We start from the raw sequence: 17,944 nt of genomic DNA, 5'->3' as shown, positions 1-17,944 counted from the left end.
TCCGGCTCTGTACTGCCTTGTTGTTACCGCCTTGTTGTGCTTCTTTTCGGATTAATCCGATTGCGCTGAGTGTGTCGGATTGTTCCACGGCAGGCGCCCGACGCACAACCGCCGCGCTAGTAGTCGTGCTCGGGCTGCAACGCTTGGCCTCGCGCGCGGTTGACGGGGGCTTTCCCTTAAGGAGTTGTCCGACTTATTGCCCGGCCCCCGAATCGATATTCTTCAAACGTGCCTTGCGAGCAGGGCACCGAGGAGAGACTCTTGGGCCCGTTTGCTAACGGGCCCTTCTTTTTGGGGCGCTTCTTTTTGGGCCGTGCGGCCCCGGCCCCTGGGGTCGACTACAATTCGGGCCTGTTTCCAGTCTCCCCACCATGGCCCTGTTCTCCATTTCCGATGCCCAACTTGCCTTCGGGCACGTGGCACTGCTCGACCACACCGATTTCTCGCTGGAAGCCGGCGAACGCGTTGGCCTGATCGGCCGCAATGGCACGGGCAAGTCGTCGCTGCTGCGGATCGTGGCCGGCATGTCCGCCCCGGACGACGGCCTGATTGCCCGCCAGAGCGGCGTCACCACTGCATATGTTGCGCAGGAGCCACAATTCGCGCCCGGGCTGACCGTGTTCGATGCAGTGAGCCTGGGCATGGGCGCCGCCCACGACCTGCTGGCCCGCTACGAGGCGGCGCTGGCCAAGCTCGACACCCATCACGACGAGGCCACGCTGGCCGAGTTGCATCGCGTGCAGGCCGAACTGGACGCCGCCGACGCCTGGACGCTGCGCACCCGCGTGGAAACTACGCTGGCCCGTCTCGACCTGGACCCGCACGTGCGCGTGGATTCGCTGTCCGGCGGCCTGCAGAAGCGCGTGGCGCTGGCGCAGGGGCTGGTGGCCGAGCCGGACATCCTGCTGCTCGACGAACCGACCAACCACCTCGACGTCACCGCCATCCGCTGGCTCGAAGACCTGTTGATTGGCTTCCGGGGCAGCGTGCTGCTGATTACCCACGATCGCGCCTTCCTGGACCGCGTGGCCACCCGCATCGTCGAACTGGACCGGGGCCGGCTGGTGTCCTTCCCGGGCAACTTCGCGGCCTATCAGGCCCGCAAGGCCGAACTGCTGGCCGCCGAGGCGGTGGAGCAGGCCAAGTTCGACAAGCTGCTGGCGCAGGAGGAAGTGTGGATCCGCAAAGGCGTGGAAGCGCGCCGCACGCGCAGCGTGGCGCGTATCCAGCGGCTGGTGACCATGCGTACCGAGCGCGCGGCGCGGCGCGAGGTGCAGGGCAATGTGAGGCTGGAAGTGTCGCAGGCGGACCGCTCCGGCAAGATCGTGGCCGAACTGACCAATGTGTCGAAGTCCTACGGCGACAAGCCGGTGGTCCGTGACTTCACCGGCACCATCATGCGTGGCGACAAGGTCGGCGTGATCGGCCCGAACGGCGTGGGCAAGACCACGCTGCTGCGCCTGATCCTGGGCGAACTGGCGCCGGACAGCGGCACGGTGCGCAACGGCAGCAACCTTCAGGTGGCGTATTTCGACCAGATGCGCACGGCGCTGGACCTGGAGAAGTCGCTGGCGGACACCATCAGTCCGGGCAGCGACTGGGTGGAGGTCAACGGCCAGCGCAAGCACGTGATGAGCTACCTGGGCGATTTCCTGTTCGCGCCGGAGCGCGCGCGGTCGCCGGTCAAGTCGCTCTCGGGCGGCGAGCGCAACCGGCTGCTGCTGGCGCGCCTGTTCGCCCGGCCGGCCAATGTGCTGGTGCTGGACGAGCCGACCAACGACCTCGACATCGACACGCTCGAACTGCTGGAGGAACTGCTCCAGGACTACAGCGGCACGGTGTTCCTGGTCTCCCACGACCGGGCCTTCCTGGACAACGTGGTCACCTCGACCATCGCCGCCGAGGGCGAGGGGCAGTGGCGCGAGTCGGTCGGCGGGTATTCGGACTGGGAAGCGCAGTCGGCCCGGGCCGGGGCCATCCAGGCCGCCAAGCCGGCCGAGGCGAAGCCCGCCGAGGCGCTGAAGACGCAGAACACGCGCGAGGCGCGCGGCGCCAATCGCACGGTCAAGCTCTCCTATAAGGAACAGCGCGAGCTGGATGGCCTGCCCGAGCGCATCAACGCGCTGGAAGCGGAGCAGAAGACGCTGGCCGGCCAGCTGGCGGACGGCGCGCTCTACGCGAACGACCCCGCCCGCGCGGCCCAGTTGGCCAGCCGGCACGACGAGATCGAGATGGAACTGCTGGAGGCGCTCGAGCGCTGGGAAGTGCTCGAGGCAAAGACCAAGGGCGAGGCGCAGTAAGCTAGCCGCTTACCCGCACCACGCCAGCACCATATTGGTGAGGTCGACCATGAACGCCGGCCGCAGGTAGGCCAGGAAGCCAAGCGTCAGCACTCCGGCCAGCGCCAGCAGGCCCACCGTCTTAAACAGCTTGGCCTTGAGCCAGGGATGGTGGCGTGCGGCGTCCATGGCTCAGACCGCTATCGGCTGCGGGCGCGTCAGCGCCTGCTCGCGGATCGGCAGGTTGACCAGCGCCGCCACCACCCCCAGCCCGATGGCGATGAACCACACGAGGTCGTAGCTGCCGGTCCGGTCGAACAGGAACCCGCCCAGCCACGCGCCCAGGAAGCTGCCGATCTGGTGCGAGAAGAACACCACCCCGCTCAGCATCGACAGGTACTTCACCCCGAACACCTGGGCGATGATGCCGTTGGTCAACGGCACGGTGGACAGCCACAGCAGCCCCATCAGCGCCGCGAACACCCACGTGCTGGCCGCCGTCAGCGGCAGCAGCAGATAGCCGGCAATCACGAACGAGCGCGCCAGGTAGATGAACGAGAGCAGGTAGCGCTTGGGCATGCGCTGGCCCATCGCCCCGGCGGTGTAGGTGCCGAACACGTTGAACAGGCCGATCAGCGCCAGTGCCACTGTGGCGATCTTGGGATCGGTGAAGCCACGATCCTTCAGGTACGGCGTCAGATGCACGCCGATGAACACCACCTGGAAGCCGCACACGAAATAGCCGAGCGTCAGCAACTGGAAGTTGCGATTGCCGAAGGCCTCGCGCGTGGCCTCGCCAATGGTCTGGTGATGCCCGCCCGTGGTCGCCGCCACCTTCGGCTCGCGCAGCGCGAACACCAGCGGGAGCATGAAGCAGGCCATCACGGCCATGGTAAACAGCGCGTTTTGCCAGCCGACGAAGGAAATCAGCGACTGTTCGATCGGAATCATCAGGAACTGGCCGAACGAGCCGGCCGCCGCCGCGATGCCCATCGCCCAGATGCGCTTCTCGGCGCTGGCCACCCGGCCGATCACGCCGTAGACCACGCTGTAGGTGGTGCCCGCCTGGGCAATGCCGATCATCACCCCCGCCCCGGAGGCGAACGCCGTGCCGCTGGTGGCCATCGCCATCACGACCAGGCCGGCCACGTAGAGCGCCACGCCGACCAGCATGATGCGGATGGGGCCGAATTTGTCGGCCAGCGCGCCGGCAATCGGCTGGGTGACGCCCCACATCAGGTTCTGCAGGGCCAGGGCGAAGGCGAAGGTCTCGCGGTTCCAGCCGTGGGCCTGGGTAATCGGCAGGTTGAACAGGCCGAAGCCGTGCCGGATACCCATCGATAGCGTGACGAGCAAGCCACCGCACACGAGCACGGTGGTCAGGGAGAGTTTGCGGTCGGTCATGTCGGGCTCGGGACTTTGGCAGTCCTTTTCTCTGGTTATCGGGGGGCGCCGGGGGATTCCCTCTGCAGCCGGGCGAGTTTACCCCGGGTGGCGTATTTATGCCGAAGCCGCCGGTTCCGCGCGCCAGCGTACCGAGCCCGCCCCGGTCATCCATTACAATGCTGCGCAATCCGGCCGCGACGGCCGGGAGATCCACTTCTCCGTAGCGACTCCATGGCGAGCAAAACCAGTCAGTACAGCGAATCTTCCATCCGGGTCCTGAAGGGCCTGGAGCCGGTCAAGCAACGGCCCGGCATGTACACCCGTACCGACAATCCCCTGCATATCGTGCAGGAGGTGATCGACAACGCGTCGGACGAGGCGCTGGGCGGCCACGGCTCCGAGATCCTGGTCACGCTGCACCGTGACGGCAGCGTTAGCGTGGAAGACGACGGCCGCGGCATTCCGGTGGGTATTCACCCGGAAGAGCAGGTGCCGGTGGTGGAGATCGTGTTCACCCGCCTGCACGCGGGCGGCAAGTTCGACAAGGGCAAGGGTGGCGCCTACGCCTTCTCGGGCGGCCTGCACGGCGTGGGCGTGTCCGTGACCAATGCGCTGTCCACCCGTCTTGATGTGACGGTCTGGCGCGACGGCACGCTCTCCACGCTGACCTTCTCGGGCGGCGACGTCACCACGCCGCTCGCCGGCCGCAAGCTCGAACGCGGCGAGAAGAAGAACGGCACGCGCGTGCAGGTCTGGCCGGATGCCAGCTATTTCGACTCCGCCACCATTCCGCAGGCCGAACTCCAGCGGCTGCTGCGCAGCAAGGCGGTGCTGCTGCCGGGCGTGAAGGTCACGCTCGAAATCGAGAAGACCGGCGAAAAGCAGGTCTGGCAGTACGACCAGGGCCTGAAGGGCTACCTCGTCGAGGCGCTGGCGCAGGGCAGCGGGTCCGAACTCGTGATCCCGATGTTCGAGGGCGAGCACTTTGCCGACCCGGACGGCAATCCGGGCGAGGAAGGCTTTGCCGAGGGCGAGGGCGCCTCCTGGGTGGTGGCCTGGACCGAGGACGGCGCGCCGGTGCGCGAGTCCTACGTCAACCTGATCCCGACGCCGGCCGGCGGCACGCATGAGTCCGGCCTGCGCGAGGGCTTGTTCCTGGCGGTCAAGAGCTTTATCGAGATGCACTCACTCCAGCCCAAGGGCGTGAAGCTGATGAGCGAGGACGTGTTCGCGCGCGCCTCGTTCGTGCTCTCGGCCAAGGTGCTCGATCCGCAGTTCCAGGGCCAGATCAAGGAACGCCTGAACAGCCGCGACGCCGTGCGCCTGGTCTCCACCTTCAGCCGCCCCGCGCTGGAGCTGTGGCTGAACCATCATGTGGACTACGGCAAGAAGCTGGCCGAACTGGTGATCCGCCAGGCCCAGGCGCGCACCCGCGCCGCGCAGAAGGTGGAAAAGAAGAAGGGCTCCGGCGTGGCCGTGCTGCCCGGCAAGCTGACCGATTGCGAATCGACCGATGTGTCGCGCAACGAGATTTTCCTGGTCGAGGGCGACTCGGCCGGCGGTTCGGCCAAGATGGGCCGCGACAAGGAGTTCCAGGCCATCCTGCCGCTGCGCGGCAAGGTGCTGAACACCTGGGAGACCGAGCGCGACCGCCTGTTCGCCAATAATGAAGTGCACGACATCGCCGTGGCGATTGGTGTGGATCCGCACGGTCCGGACGACGAGCCGGACCTGTCCAACCTGCGCTATGGCAAGATCTGTATCCTGTCCGATGCCGACGTGGACGGCGCGCACATCCAGGTGCTGCTGCTCACGCTGTTCTTCCGTCACTTCCCGAAGCTGATCGACAACGGCAACGTCTGCGTGGCCCGCCCGCCGCTGTTCCGAGTGGATGCTCCGGCACGCGGCAAGAAGCCGGCCCAGAAGCTCTACGCGCTGGACGAAGGCGAGCTGGAAGCCATCCAGGACAAGCTGATGAAGGATGGCGTCAAGGAAGGCGCCTGGCAGATCTCGCGCTTCAAGGGCTTGGGCGAGATGAGCGCAGAGCAGCTGTGGGAAACCACGATGAACCCGGACACGCGCCGGCTGCTGCCGGTGGCGCTTGGCGAATTCGACCTGCCCCAGACCGTGAGCATGATGAACATGCTGATGGGCAAGGGCGAGGCGTCGCAGCGGCGCACGTGGCTCGAGGAAAAGGGCAACGAGGTGGAGGCGGATATCTGACCGCTCCGGCAACGGGCGCAGCGGTCGGCAACGGAGAAGCACCATGCGGACCATCGGCAATCGCCGCGCCCTGGCGCGGCTGGCAAGGCGGGTCACGGCGCTCGGGCTGGCGCTGGCGGGCCTGTGCGCGACCGGTGCCGCCCACGCCGAGCTGTATGGCTATATCGACGAAGACGGCGTGGCCCACTTCGCCGATGAAAAGATCGACGATCGCTACAAGCTGTTCCTCAAGGACGGCGGCAAGCTGGACACGCTGGCCATGCCGCGCGTGGCCGGGGTGCGCATGGTGGGGCGGCCCGGCAAGGGCGATGCCGACGCCGGCAAGCTGTTCCGCTATGTGCTGAACCACCCCAACATCGCGCTGGTCGATCCGATCATCCGCCAGATTGCCACGGCCCAGAACGTGGACCCGGCGCTGGTCAAGGCGGTGATGGCGGTCGAGAGCGGCTTCAACCCGAGCGCGGTGTCGCCCAAGGGCGCCATCGGCCTGATGCAGGTGATTCCGGACACCGGCGTGCGTTTCGGCATCGCCGCCGACAAGCGCCGCTCGGTGGAGCAGAAGCTCACCGACCCGCGCCTGAACATCTCGGCCGGCGTGCGCTACCTGAGCTGGCTGCAGGGCCAGTTTCCCAACAATCTCGAACTGGTACTGGCCGCCTACAACGCCGGCGAGGGCGCCGTGGCGCGCTACAACAACCAGATCCCGCCTTTCCCCGAAACCCGCCAGTACGTGAGCACGGTCATGGAGTTCTACCGGATCTACCAGCCGTCCGGGGTGGCCGTGGTGCGCACCGGCAGCCACGCCGGACGCGTGAAAATGGTGATCGGCGGCCGGCGCAACATGCCGGAATGACCCCCTTGTGACACCCGCTGTCACATCGATCGGGCCTCACTTTCCTGCGGGGCGCCCGAGTTTCGTTAGAATCCCACGCTGACAAGCCGACCCACAGGGTTTGCGAGGCGCCGCCCGGCGCCCGCGTGCCGCATTCTTGCCGACCATGGATCAACCAGACATTTCGTTTCAACCCGAAGAGCCCGCCGATTCGCTGACCCTGGCGCGCTACGCGGAGCGGGCCTACCTCGACTACGCGGTGAGCGTGGTCAAGGGCCGTGCGCTGCCCGAGGTGGCCGATGGCCAGAAGCCCGTGCAGCGCCGCATCCTCTATGCGATGGCGGCCATGGGCCTGCGTGCCGACGCCAAGCCGGTCAAGTCCGCGCGCGTGGTGGGCGAGGTGCTCGGTAAATTCCACCCCCACGGCGACCAGTCGGCCTATGACGCGCTCGTGCGTCTGGCGCAGGACTTCTCGCTGCGCTACCCCCTGATCGACGGCCAGGGCAACTTCGGCTCCCGCGACGGCGACGGCGCGGCGGCCATGCGCTACACCGAAGCGCGCCTGACGCCGATCTCGCGGCTGCTGCTGGATGAGATCGACCTCGGCACGGTGGATTTCCTGCCCAACTACGACGGCTCGGAGGAAGAGCCGAGGCTGCTGCCGGCGCGCCTGCCGTTCGTGCTGCTGAACGGCGCCTCGGGCATCGCGGTGGGCATGGCGACGGAAATCCCGCCGCACAACCTGCGCGAAGTGGCCGGGGCGACGGTGGCGATGATCCGCAACCCGGCCATCTCGCTGGCCGAGCTGCTGGCGCTGATGCCCGGCCCGGACTATCCGGGCGGCGGGCAGATCATCTCGCCGGCGGCCGATATCGCCCAGATCTACGAGGGCGGCCGGGGCAGCCTGAAGGTGCGCGCGCGCTGGAAGATCGAGGAAATGGCGCGCGGCCAGTGGCAGATGGTGGTGCACGAGCTGCCGCCAGCCACCTCGGCGCAGAAGGTGCTCGAGGAAATCGAGGAAATCACCAACCCGAAGATCCGCACCGGCAAGAAGGCGCTGACGCCGGAGCAGGTGCAGCTGAAGACCTCGCTGCTGGCCGTGCTGGACGCGGTGCGCGACGAATCCGGCAAGGATGCGCCGGTGCGGCTGGTGTTCGAGCCCAAGAGCAAGAACGTGGACCAGCAGGAGTTCATCCAGACCCTGCTGGCGCATACCAGCCTGGAGTCCGGCGCGCCGATCAACCTGGTGATGATCGGCACCGATGGCCGGCCGCGCCAGAAGGGGCTGCAGGAGATCCTGCGGGAGTGGATCGGGTTCCGCTTCGAGACGGTGACGCGGCGCACGCGCTTCCAGCTCAACAAGGTCGAGGACCGCATCCACATCCTGGAAGGGCGGATGCTGGTGCTGCTGAAGATCGACGAGGTCATCCGCATCATCCGCGAGAGCGACGAGCCCAAGCCGGCGCTGATCGAGGCGTTCCAGCTATCGGACCGCCAGGCCGAGGACATCCTCGAAATCCGCCTGCGCCAGCTGGCGCGGCTGGAGGCCATCCGCATCGAGCAGGAACTGGCCAAGCTGCGCGACGAGCAGGCCGAACTGGACGTGCTGCTGAAGTCCGAGACGATGATGCGCCGGCGCATCATCAAGGAAATCGAGCAGGACGCCAAGCAGTACAGCCCCGAGGACAAGGACCCGCGCCGCACGCTGATCCAGGAAGAGCGCCGCGCCGCCGCCGAGGTGCGCGTGGTGGACGAGCCGGTGACGGTCATCGTCTCGGGCAAGGGCTGGGTGCGCACGCGCCAGGGCCACGGCCACGAGACGCAGCAGTTCACCTTCAAGGCGGGCGACAGCCTGTACGACACCTTCGAGTGCCGCACCGTGGACACGCTGCTGGCCTTCGGCAGCAACGGCCGGGTCTATTCGGTGGCGGTGGCCGGGCTGCCCGGCGGCCGGGGCGATGGCGTGCCGGTGACGACGCTGATCGACCTCGCGCCGGGCTCGCAGATCGCCCACACCTTCGCGGGTGGCGCCGAGCAGCGCGTGCTGGTAGCCACGGCCGGCGGTAACGGCTTCGTGACCAAGGTCGGCGACATGATCAGCCGGCAGAAGGGCGGCAAGTCCTTCATCACGCTGGATGAGGGTGACACGCTGCTGCCGCCGACGCCGATTGCCGACGAAGCCACGCACGTGGCCTGCTTCTCGGGCAATGGCCGGCTGCTGCTGGTGGGGCTGGACGAGGTGAAGGTGCTGTCGGCCGGCGGCCGGGGCGTGATCCTGATGGAACTGGAGCCCAAGGAGCCGCTGACGCACGCCGTGACGGTGGGCGCGCCGGGGCTGCTGATCTCCGGCACCGGCGTCCGGGGCGGCAAGATGCCGCCGCAGAAGCTGGCTGGCAAGACGCTGCTGCCGTACGTCGGCAAGCGCGCCCGCAAGGGCAAGGCGGTCGAGCCACGTCTCAAGGAAGTGAAGATCGAGCCGGTGAAGGTGGACGGCGGGAGCTAAGGCAGCCGCCGGGTTGCTCCGCGCTCCCAGGGGGGAGGGGAGCAACCCACATCACCGTCCCTGACCCCCTCTTGCGCATCCGTGATGACCGCGTGCCACGCGGGCCGTCGCGATTGCCGTAGTATGTCGGCAGCCCGCGCCACCCCCTGCGTGGGCATTTATCGCCGCCTATCATGTCTGCCGCCCCGCTGCCCGACGTCTCCGAGCCTGCCCTGGCTCCGCCCCCCAACGCCCGCACCCTGTTCTTCGAATTTGCCCGCATGGGGCTTTCCGGCTTCGGCGGGGTGCTCCCGTTCGTGCGGCGCGCCGTCGTGGAGCGCAACCGCTGGCTCAACGACCGGGATTTTGTCGAGATCCTCAGCCTCGGGCAGGTGTTGCCCGGCCCCAACGTTATCAACCTGGCCCTGATGCTGGGCCTGCGCTTCGCCGGCCTGCGTGGCGCCGTGGCGGCCTTCTGCGGGCTGGTGCTGGTGCCGATGGTGGTGGTGCTGTGCGCCATGGCGCTGTACCTGCGCTACCAGGACGTCACCGCCGTGCGCCAGATGCTGGCCGGCATGACGGCGGTCTCGGCCGGGCTCGTGCTGTCCACCGGGGTCAAGCTGGCGGAAAGCCAGCCGCGCACGGTGCGCGCGGTGGTGGTCGGCGTGGCGGCGTTTGTCGCCATCGGCCTGCTGCGCTGGCCGCTGCTGCCGGTGATGGCGGTGCTGGTGCCGGTGGCGCTGGTGCTCGAACATCGCGCCGAAAAGCGCCGGGGGCAGGCATGAGTTCCCCGGAGATCCTGCGCAGCCTGCTCGGGCATTTCGGCATGCTGTCGCTGCTGGCCGTGGGCGGCGGCGGCACCGTCATCCCGGACATGCACCGCTACCTCGTGGAAGCCAACGGCTGGATGACCGATGGCCAGTTCGCGGCGCTCTACGCCATCTCGCAGGCGTCGCCGGGGCCGAACATCCTGTTCGTGGCGCTGTTCGGCTGGCAGGTAGCGGGGGCGGGCGGCACGTTCGCGGCGATGGTCGGCATGTGCGGGCCGTCGAGCCTGATCGCGCTCGGCTTCGAGTACTTCGCCGGCCGTTCGCCGCACGCGCGCTGGCCGGGGCTGATCAAGCGCGGCCTGTCCGCGCTGACCATCGGCCTGCTGATGTCCACGGGCTGGGTGCTGGCCAGCAGCGTGGACCACAACTGGACCGCCGTGGCGGTGACGCTGCTGACCATCGCCCTCATGCTGAAGACGCGGGTTCATCCGCTGATGCTGGTGGCGCTGGGCGCCGGCGCGGGGCTGCTCGGGTTGGTCTGACCCCGGCCTGACCCGGTCCGATCAGTCCACGCCGACGAAGCCGCCGGTCTGGTGCGCCCATAGCCGGGCATAGAGCCCGCCGCGCGCGAGCAGTTCGGCGTGGGTGCCGGTCTCGACGATATGGCCGCCGTCGAGCACCACCAGCCGGTCCATCCGCGCGATGGTCGAGAGCCGGTGGGCGATGGCGATCACGGTCTTGCCCTCCATCAACGCCTCCAGGCTCTCCTGGATGGCCGCCTCCACTTCGGAGTCGAGCGCCGAGGTGGCCTCGTCGAGAATCAGGATTGGCGCATCCTTCAACAGCACCCGGGCGATGGCGATGCGCTGCCGCTGCCCGCCGGACAGCTTCACGCCACGCTCGCCCACCAGCGCGTCGAGCCCCCGCTGGCCGTTCCCATCGATCAGATCGCCGATGAAGTCGTCCGCCCGGGCACGCCGCAGCGCCTCGCCCAGGTCGGCATCGCTACTGTCCGGCTTGCCGTAGAGCAGGTTCTCGCGGATCGAGCGGTGCAGCAGCGACGTATCCTGCGTGACCATGCCGATCTGCGCGCGCAGGCTCTCCTGCGTCACCCCGGCCACGTCGTGGCCATCGACCAGAATCCGGCCAGTTTCGACGTCGTAGAGCCGCAGCAGCAGGTTGACCAGCGTCGACTTGCCGGCCCCGGACGGCCCCACGAGCCCGATCTTCTCGCCCGGCTGCACGGTCAGGTTGACATGCTCGATCACCCCGGCGCCCTTGCCGTAGTGGAAGCCCACGTCCTCGAACTGCACCTCGCCCCGGGCGATGCGCAGCGGCTGCGCGTCCGGCCGGTCCACCACGTTGCGCGGCACGGCAATCGTCTTCATGCCGTCCTGCACCTGCCCGACGTTCTCGAAGATGCCATTGACCACCCACATGATCCAGCCGGACATATTGTTGATGCGGATGACCAGCCCGGTCGTCAGTGCGATGGCGCCCGTGGAGATCAGCCCCTGGTTCCACAGCCACAGCGCCAGCCCGGTCGTGCCGGCGATCAGCGCGCCGTTCATCGCCGTGATGGTCACGTCCATGGCGCTGACCATCCGCCCTGCCATGCGCATCTTGTCGGTGTGACTGGCCATGGCGTCGCGCGCGTAGCTTTCCTCGTGGCGCGTGTGGGCGAACAGCTTCAGCGTGGTGATGTTGGTGTAGCCGTCCACGATGCGGCCCATCAGCCGCGAGCGCGCCTCCGTGGCCACCACGGAACGCTGCTTCACGCGCGGCGTGAAGTACGCCAGGGCGGCGATGTAGCCGGCAATCCACAGGATCAGCGGGATCATCAGCCGCCAGTCCGCCTCGGCGAACAGGATCAGCGCGCTGATGGCGTAGATGATCACGTGCCAGAGCGCATCGAGCGCATGCACGGCCGAGTCGCGCAGCGAGAACCCGGTCTGCATGATGCGCTGGGCAATCCGCCCCGCGAAGTCGTTCTGGAAGAACGACAGGCTCTGCTGGAGCAGGTAGCGATGGTTCTGCCAGCGGATCAGGTTGGCCAGGTTGGGGTTGATGACCTGATGCAGCAGCACATCGTGCAGGCCGAAGAACAGCGGGCGCAGCAGCAGCGCCACGGCGGCCATCCACAGCAATTCATTCTGATGGCGCGCGAAGAACTGCCCGTCCGGTGTTCCTTTGGCGAGGTCCATGATCCGGCCGAGGAAGCTGAACAGCGACACCTCGATCAGCGCGGCGATCAGGCCCACCACCAGCAGCGCGAACAACACCCCGCGCACCTCGCGCAGGAAGTACGCGTAGAACCGCCAGATGCTGGCCGGCGGCTGCGTATCCGGCATGTTCCGGAATGGATCGATCAATCTTTCCAGGCGGCGAATCGGCATACGGCGGTCCCTCATCTCGTCTGTTGGAGTGAACCGGTGATGATACGCGCTTGGCACTGTTTCGCATTTTCGTAGATCTGCGATTGTGGAGACGGGATAGGGGCTACTACGCTCTCGAATCGTTACTGAGCGATCACATCTCCATCCATGGCTACCGCACCGTCCCGTCCACCGGCTCGCACAACCGTCAAGCGTCTCGAATTCGCGTTTCCATTCCGCAGGGCGTCGTCCGACCCTCGAAAGCCGTCCGTTGCCTTTACCGACCAGCATGAATTCCTGAGCCTGTTGCGCAAGGAATCTCTCGGCGCCTACGCCGTCAGCCGCAAGGGCCTGTGGCATGGGGGTGTCCACGTTTCGGACGCTGGCGCAGGCAAATCCTTTGATTTGAAGCATGGCGTACGTTGCATGGCCGACGGCGAAGTCGTGGCATGGCGAGTCAATCGGAATTATCTGAAAATCGACCTTCCGGCATTCAGTGCGCAATACAGTTCGGGATTTGCGCTGGTGCGTCATGTCATGGAGTTTCCGAAGGATTGCACGCTAACGTTCCATAGCCTCTACATGCACCTGCAGGACCTCGCTGGCTATGAGTCCGACAAGACTCTGCCAAGGCCGGCGTACTGGACAACGTGGTTCAAGGTGACATCGGGCGCAAGGAATAGGCAAACTGCAGGGAGCACTCATCCGGGATTGCAGACCGCACAGGTCGGGCTGCAAGTCCTGGCTACTAAGTCCGGGGGCACGATTCTGGGCATCCTGCCGCATGGTGCCCAGTTCAGCGTCCTGAAGCGGGAAGGCGACTGGGCGCAGATCGACGCCATACATGTGGGATCAATGGTCCCGTCCAAGGTCGGCGGGTATGTCGACCCAACGGCTGCCCATAAGGGATGGGTCTTTCTCGGCAAGGACGGTAGTGCAGCGGTTGTCGAAGCATTCGTTCCTGAGACGGCTGTGGACCGCGTGGTCGTGCCGCGAAAGCCCGTACCGATCAAGGCTGGCGCGCTCATTGGTCATCTCGGGCGAGACGACTCCCTGGCCGAGATGCAGGTCATCCGGGGCGTCCACCTCGAAATGTTCTGCGACAACAGCATCCGGTCGTTTATCGACAAGGGGCGAAGCTGGATTGCAGAGAATGCGGCGAAACCAAAGGCGTGGGAGCAGCTTGGACTATCAGCAGCACCCACGATCCTGCGGATCGATCGGCAAACCAAACTCTATAAGAAACCCCATCGGGAAGGGCGCGACGCGCCCGAGACCGACGTTGTCCGGGCATTTACGCAGGCGGAACTGGAGCGCCGCACGGACAAACCGTTCACGGAAGACGGTAATGGTACCGACGGCAAGAAGCGTCGCTGGTGGAAGGTGGAAAGCGCGGACGTTCGACGTCAGGACATTTCTGGCTGGGTTCGTGAGGAGAACTTTCCCGGAGGCCGCATATCTCGGGAGTTTGCCCAGAAGTGGGTGGATTTCGAGCTATTGGACGCCGCTCACGACCAGACCCACACTATTTTTGCCACCACCGCCGGATATCTCGACTACATCACCGGTGCGAACGTACCGCATCCCGGAGCCCGGGACAAGCTGAGCCCCTTGATGCAAATGGCTTGTCAGCATTTATACAAGCGGGGCGACGGCCTGCAGGCGGCCAACGATCTATGCGTCGCTTCACAGGACCCGTGGACTGCCGTGGGCGCGTCGAGGTTGATCGTCAAGCACGAGAGTGAATGGGCCAATCCTGAAAAGTGGACCCCACTGATCGCGGAGTTCGAAAAGATAAGCCGGAACCGCGAAGCGCTCACCGCCGAACACAGGCGAATTCAGGCGCTAACGTGGTGGACCGAGGTAAAAGCACATTATCCCGCCTTGCCAGATCCAAAGGTTTTTCATATTCATCCGATCGGGATGGTGGGAAATTTTGGTGCTACTGACGACTGCGAATGTGGAGGGTGTTACGTCGATAAATTTATAGTGACTCGCCTCGGTTCTCAATATGGGCCGGTGTACTTTGGGAATAGGCCACTGGAAAGATCAGAGGTGCTTCTGGAGTTGGCGGAGAGCGGCACAATAACCACCAGCGAGCGACGCATAATGGTGGGGATGTCACCCAATGAGGGGAATCTTGATTCTGTCCATTCCTATGACAGCGAAATTGTTACCGCGGGAGCAATGCAAAAAACAATAAACCGGGACGGATTTGGAGAGCTTCCGCGGCAAGTTGCGCATTTTCGAGCTGCGGATGAGGATGCATACCAAGAGCTCTTCGAAAAATGCGGTTGGAGCGTCGAGGGGAGAGGTGAAGAGACGAGGATGTATTACTCGCATCCACTATTGACAAATGGGAAGAAAATAACGGGCAGGGAGTTAAAGGACAAAATCAGGGAAAATTGCTCCGCCAATTCATTTCGGAAGAAAGTTGACAACGTACCGCTAGCAGCAATTGTCCATGCGATGATGGACAAACGATATGAGCGCCTGCAATTGATGGATTTCATGACTAGGTTGCGCATCCAGATTCTACCGGAGGTGCCGTCGAATTGCCGTTTCCCGATCGGCGACTATTTTCAATCTGACCTCGGGCGCGCTACGGCGCTTGATCACCATGTAAATCGGCCTGCCTGGGTGAGGCAAGACATAGGAAGTGCGGTGCGACGCTTCTTTGATCGGCATCCTAACGTATCTCAAAATCCCGCAGAGTGGGGCGCAAATAGAGTTGCATATGAGAGGGAGATTGTGGAGGACTACGGCGTCAATCGCCGAATGGCTGTTATCGGAACGCAGTCAGTTGCACCGGGGCGGTATCGCGCCATGGCAGCGAGATTGAATTGAAGGGGCGCAGAGATGCACGCTAAGAAAAGATATCTGGTTGCTATGTTGGCACTCTGGTCATTCGTGGCGCAAGCGCATGAATACGTTACCTTTGATGGAGGTACACGAATTGAATTCTCAAAACCCCTTCTAGCGAGAGAGCGATCCCTTTTCGGACCCGGATTGAAGAAGGCGACCTTTGTGAGATCTGACGGTTCCAGGTTCGACCTCTTTGCCATGGAACGATTGAACCGTAACGGGGGAATTTTATTCTCTGGGGTGCAGGATGTTTTAGTTTCGCCAAGCGGGAGATTTGCTGTTCTCATAACTCTGCGCGTCGGCGTTCTCAGAGAGTTCAAGAAGCCAAACAGGATCGTAGATCGACAATATTGCCCGGCGATCGACACGCATTCCGGATGCATACTGAGTAATCAAACCGGAGGGATTTGCGGGGGTAGATGGGATGGCGCAGTGGATACGTGGCACGTTGGCGGAGAAAGTGGTGATTTTGACGCTACTGCTGCCATGACGGAGATGCAGGGTCTGGATGTTAATTTGATATGGGAAGATTATCAAAGCGGAAAAATGGAGGGTGGGCATTCCTCTCTATCTGGGCTTATTGAAAGCAAATTGGGTGTTCAAAACATCCTTGCATGCGCTAATTCCCGAGACATAAATATAGCCTTGTATGAGAGGGTTGCTGCACAATTGGAGCGAGAGGGAGACCGGGCATCCGCGCGATATATCCGAAGTCAATTTGGTGCGCGAAAATGAAGAGATTTGAATTGTAGTGATATAGGGAGCGTTTCATCATCTGACGAAATCGACCCTTGGAAATGGCGGAGGCGTGCGGACATGAGAGATACGCCCAACAAAAAGCCCCGCCATGAGGCGGGGCTTGTCTGCATGCCTGGTCGAGCAGGCAATATCAGTGAATCGCCATCAGTGAATCACCATGTGCGTGAACGGCGGCACGTACGCCTGCAGGGTCACGAACAGGCCGACGAGGATGGCCAGCACGACCGAGTGGAAGAACACGTAGCGCAGGATCTCGCCCTCGTGGCCGTACCACTTGGTGGCGGTGGAGGCCACCACGATCGACTGGGCGTCGATCATCTTGCCCATCACACCGCCCGAGCTGTTGGCGGCCGCCATCAGCACCGGCGACAGGCCCAGCTGCTCCGCCGTGGTCTTCTGCAGGCCGCCGAACAGGACGTTGGACGCCGTGTCGGAACCGGTCAGTGCCACGCCCAGCCAGCCCAGCATCGTGCCGAACAGTGGGTAGAACACGCCGGTCTGCGCAAAGGCCAGGCCCAGCGTGGCGTCGAGACCCGAGTAGCGGGTCAGGTAGCCGATGCCGAACATGGCGCAGATGGTCAGCAGCGAGTAGCGCACCAGCTTGATCGTCTCCCAGTACTCCTTGAGCAGGCGCGGCACCGAGTAGCCCATCAGCAGGCCGCCGACCAGCGCCGACACCAGGATGCCGGTGCCGGCCATCGACAGCACGTTGAAGTTGAACACCGCCCCTTCGACGATTTCCTTCGGCACCACCGGCGGACCCTTGATGATGGCCTTGTCGAGGCCCGGGATCGGGAATTTGTACTGCCAGATGCCGTCCACGAGCTTCTTGAACTCGGGAATGCCCCAGACGAACACGAACACGGTCAGGATGACCCATGGCATCCACGCCTTGACCACCGAAATGCCGACCGACGCCGCGTTGGCGCGGGCTTCGGCTTCCAGGGCTTCGGGGTGATCGACCTTCGAGTCGTCGTGGCGGCCCAGGATGCGCGTGGAGGTCCAGATCTCCTTCGGATGCCAGATCTTCAGGAAGGCGGTCAGGGCCCCCATCGAGATCAGCGCGGAGATCACGTCCACCAGCCACGGGCCGTGGTAGTTCGAGACCAGGAACTGCGGCACGGCGAAGCTGACGCCCGCCACCAGGATGGCCGGCCAGATGGCCAGCATGCCGCGGAAGCCCGCGAACGCCCAGATCAGCCAGAACGGCACCAGCACCGAGAAGAACGGCAGTTGGCGGCCAATCATCGCGGAGAGCACGGTCTGTTCGATGCCGGTCACCGACGAGAGGCCGATGATTGGCGCGCCGAGTGCGCCAAACGCCACCGGAGCGGTATTGGCGATCAGCGCCAGGCCAGAAGCGGCTAGCGGCGAGAAGCCCAGGCCGATCAGGATGGCGCCGGTCACGGCCACCGGCGTGCCGAAGCCGGCTGCGCCCTCGAAGAACGCGCCGAAGCTGAAGGCCACCAGCAGAAGTTGGAGGCGGCGATCTTCGGTCACGCCCGAGATCGAGTTCTGCAACACCCTGAATGACCCGTTAAGTGTGGTCAGCCGGTGCAGGAAGATGATGTTGAGGACGATCCACCCGATCGGAAACAGCCCGGAGACGATGCCCAGCCCGGCCGCCTTGCCGGCCATGGCCGCGGGCATGCCGAACACGAACGACGCCACCGCGATGCCGACCGCCAGCGCCAGTCCGGCAGCGATGTGGGCCTGCATGTGAAAGAACGCCAGCGCTGCGAGCAGCACGGCCACAGGGACCCCCGCGGCAATGGTAGACAGCGCCATATTGCCGAGCGGGTCATAGATTTGACTCCACACGATTGAATCCTCCTCTGGGTTTGGAAGGCAGCCGTGCCTCTGTCGGGCCTGGACTGCCGCTACTGCATAGCAACTGGGCGTGCGGCGGCAAGCGCATCGCTGCGCACAGAAAGGCGATTGTAAGGACGCGAGTTCCCCGCAATCGCTTAAAT

12 protein-coding genes are annotated in these 17,944 nt (G+C 64.7%); 8 read left to right on the top strand and 4 right to left on the bottom strand.

Annotated elements, in window-relative coordinates; translation table 11 throughout:
• Window positions 1-371 precede the first annotated feature (371 nt).
• Complete coding sequence (locus BM115_RS02520) at window positions 372-2,300, top strand: ATP-binding cassette domain-containing protein (RefSeq protein ID WP_092290259.1); 1,929 nt, start codon at window positions 372-374, stop codon at window positions 2,298-2,300.
• A gap of 9 nt (window positions 2,301-2,309) precedes the next feature.
• Here BM115_RS02520 and BM115_RS27245 read toward each other — a convergent pair whose 3' ends face one another.
• Together BM115_RS27245 and BM115_RS02515 are read right to left on the bottom strand one after the other, a co-directional pair.
• A complete protein-coding gene (locus BM115_RS27245) occupies window positions 2,310-2,468 on the bottom strand; it encodes a hypothetical protein (RefSeq protein WP_177219834.1) in 159 nt (52 codons plus the stop codon).
• Between the two features lie 3 nt (window positions 2,469-2,471).
• Window positions 2,472-3,683, bottom strand: a complete 1,212-nt coding sequence (locus BM115_RS02515) for an MFS transporter (RefSeq protein ID WP_092290257.1) — start codon at window positions 3,681-3,683, stop codon at window positions 2,472-2,474.
• A 213-nt stretch (window positions 3,684-3,896) separates the two neighbouring features.
• Between BM115_RS02515 and BM115_RS02510 the strand changes: the two genes are divergently transcribed.
• From BM115_RS02510 to BM115_RS02490, 5 genes are all read left to right on the top strand, one after another.
• The gene (locus BM115_RS02510; RefSeq protein ID WP_092290255.1) at window positions 3,897-5,888 is read left to right on the top strand and encodes a DNA topoisomerase IV subunit B; all 1,992 of its coding nucleotides are present in this window, start codon (window positions 3,897-3,899) and stop codon (window positions 5,886-5,888) included.
• A gap of 43 nt (window positions 5,889-5,931) precedes the next feature.
• The gene (locus tag BM115_RS02505) at window positions 5,932-6,741 is read left to right on the top strand and encodes a lytic transglycosylase domain-containing protein (RefSeq protein WP_092290253.1); all 810 of its coding nucleotides are present in this window, start codon (window positions 5,932-5,934) and stop codon (window positions 6,739-6,741) included.
• 145 nt (window positions 6,742-6,886) lie between these two features.
• On the top strand, window positions 6,887-9,223 hold the full coding sequence (parC, locus tag BM115_RS02500) for a DNA topoisomerase IV subunit A (RefSeq protein WP_092290228.1): 2,337 nt from the start codon (window positions 6,887-6,889) through the stop codon (window positions 9,221-9,223).
• Window positions 9,224-9,396: 173 nt separating this feature from the next.
• Entirely contained in the window at window positions 9,397-9,987 is a 591-nt protein-coding gene (locus BM115_RS02495) for a chromate transporter (protein WP_092290221.1), read from the top strand.
• Window positions 9,984-10,514, top strand: coding sequence for a chromate transporter (locus BM115_RS02490; protein ID WP_092290219.1), 531 nt, complete (start codon window positions 9,984-9,986; stop codon window positions 10,512-10,514). The genes BM115_RS02495 and BM115_RS02490 overlap by 4 nt, the downstream gene beginning before the upstream one ends.
• 21 nt (window positions 10,515-10,535) lie before the next feature.
• On the opposite strand, the gene BM115_RS02485 is transcribed toward BM115_RS02490, so the two are convergent.
• The gene (locus BM115_RS02485) at window positions 10,536-12,368 is read right to left on the bottom strand and encodes an ABC transporter ATP-binding protein (RefSeq protein WP_092290217.1); all 1,833 of its coding nucleotides are present in this window, start codon (window positions 12,366-12,368) and stop codon (window positions 10,536-10,538) included.
• Between the two features lie 147 nt (window positions 12,369-12,515).
• Between BM115_RS02485 and BM115_RS02480 the strand changes: the two genes are divergently transcribed.
• On the top strand, window positions 12,516-15,194 hold the full coding sequence (locus BM115_RS02480; protein WP_143093843.1) for a hypothetical protein: 2,679 nt from the start codon (window positions 12,516-12,518) through the stop codon (window positions 15,192-15,194).
• 12 nt (window positions 15,195-15,206) lie between these two features.
• Window positions 15,207-15,947, top strand: coding sequence for a hypothetical protein (locus BM115_RS27020; protein WP_143093842.1), 741 nt, complete (start codon window positions 15,207-15,209; stop codon window positions 15,945-15,947).
• Window positions 15,948-16,115: 168 nt separating this feature from the next.
• On the opposite strand, the gene BM115_RS02475 is transcribed toward BM115_RS27020, so the two are convergent.
• Complete coding sequence (locus BM115_RS02475; protein WP_092290213.1) at window positions 16,116-17,792, bottom strand: L-lactate permease; 1,677 nt, start codon at window positions 17,790-17,792, stop codon at window positions 16,116-16,118.
• Window positions 17,793-17,944: the final 152 nt, after the last annotated feature.

It is taken from the genome of Cupriavidus sp. OV096, from assembly GCF_900115455.1.
GTDB lineage: Bacteria > Pseudomonadota > Gammaproteobacteria > Burkholderiales > Burkholderiaceae > Cupriavidus.
This window is presented reverse-complemented; position numbering and strand designations above follow the sequence as displayed.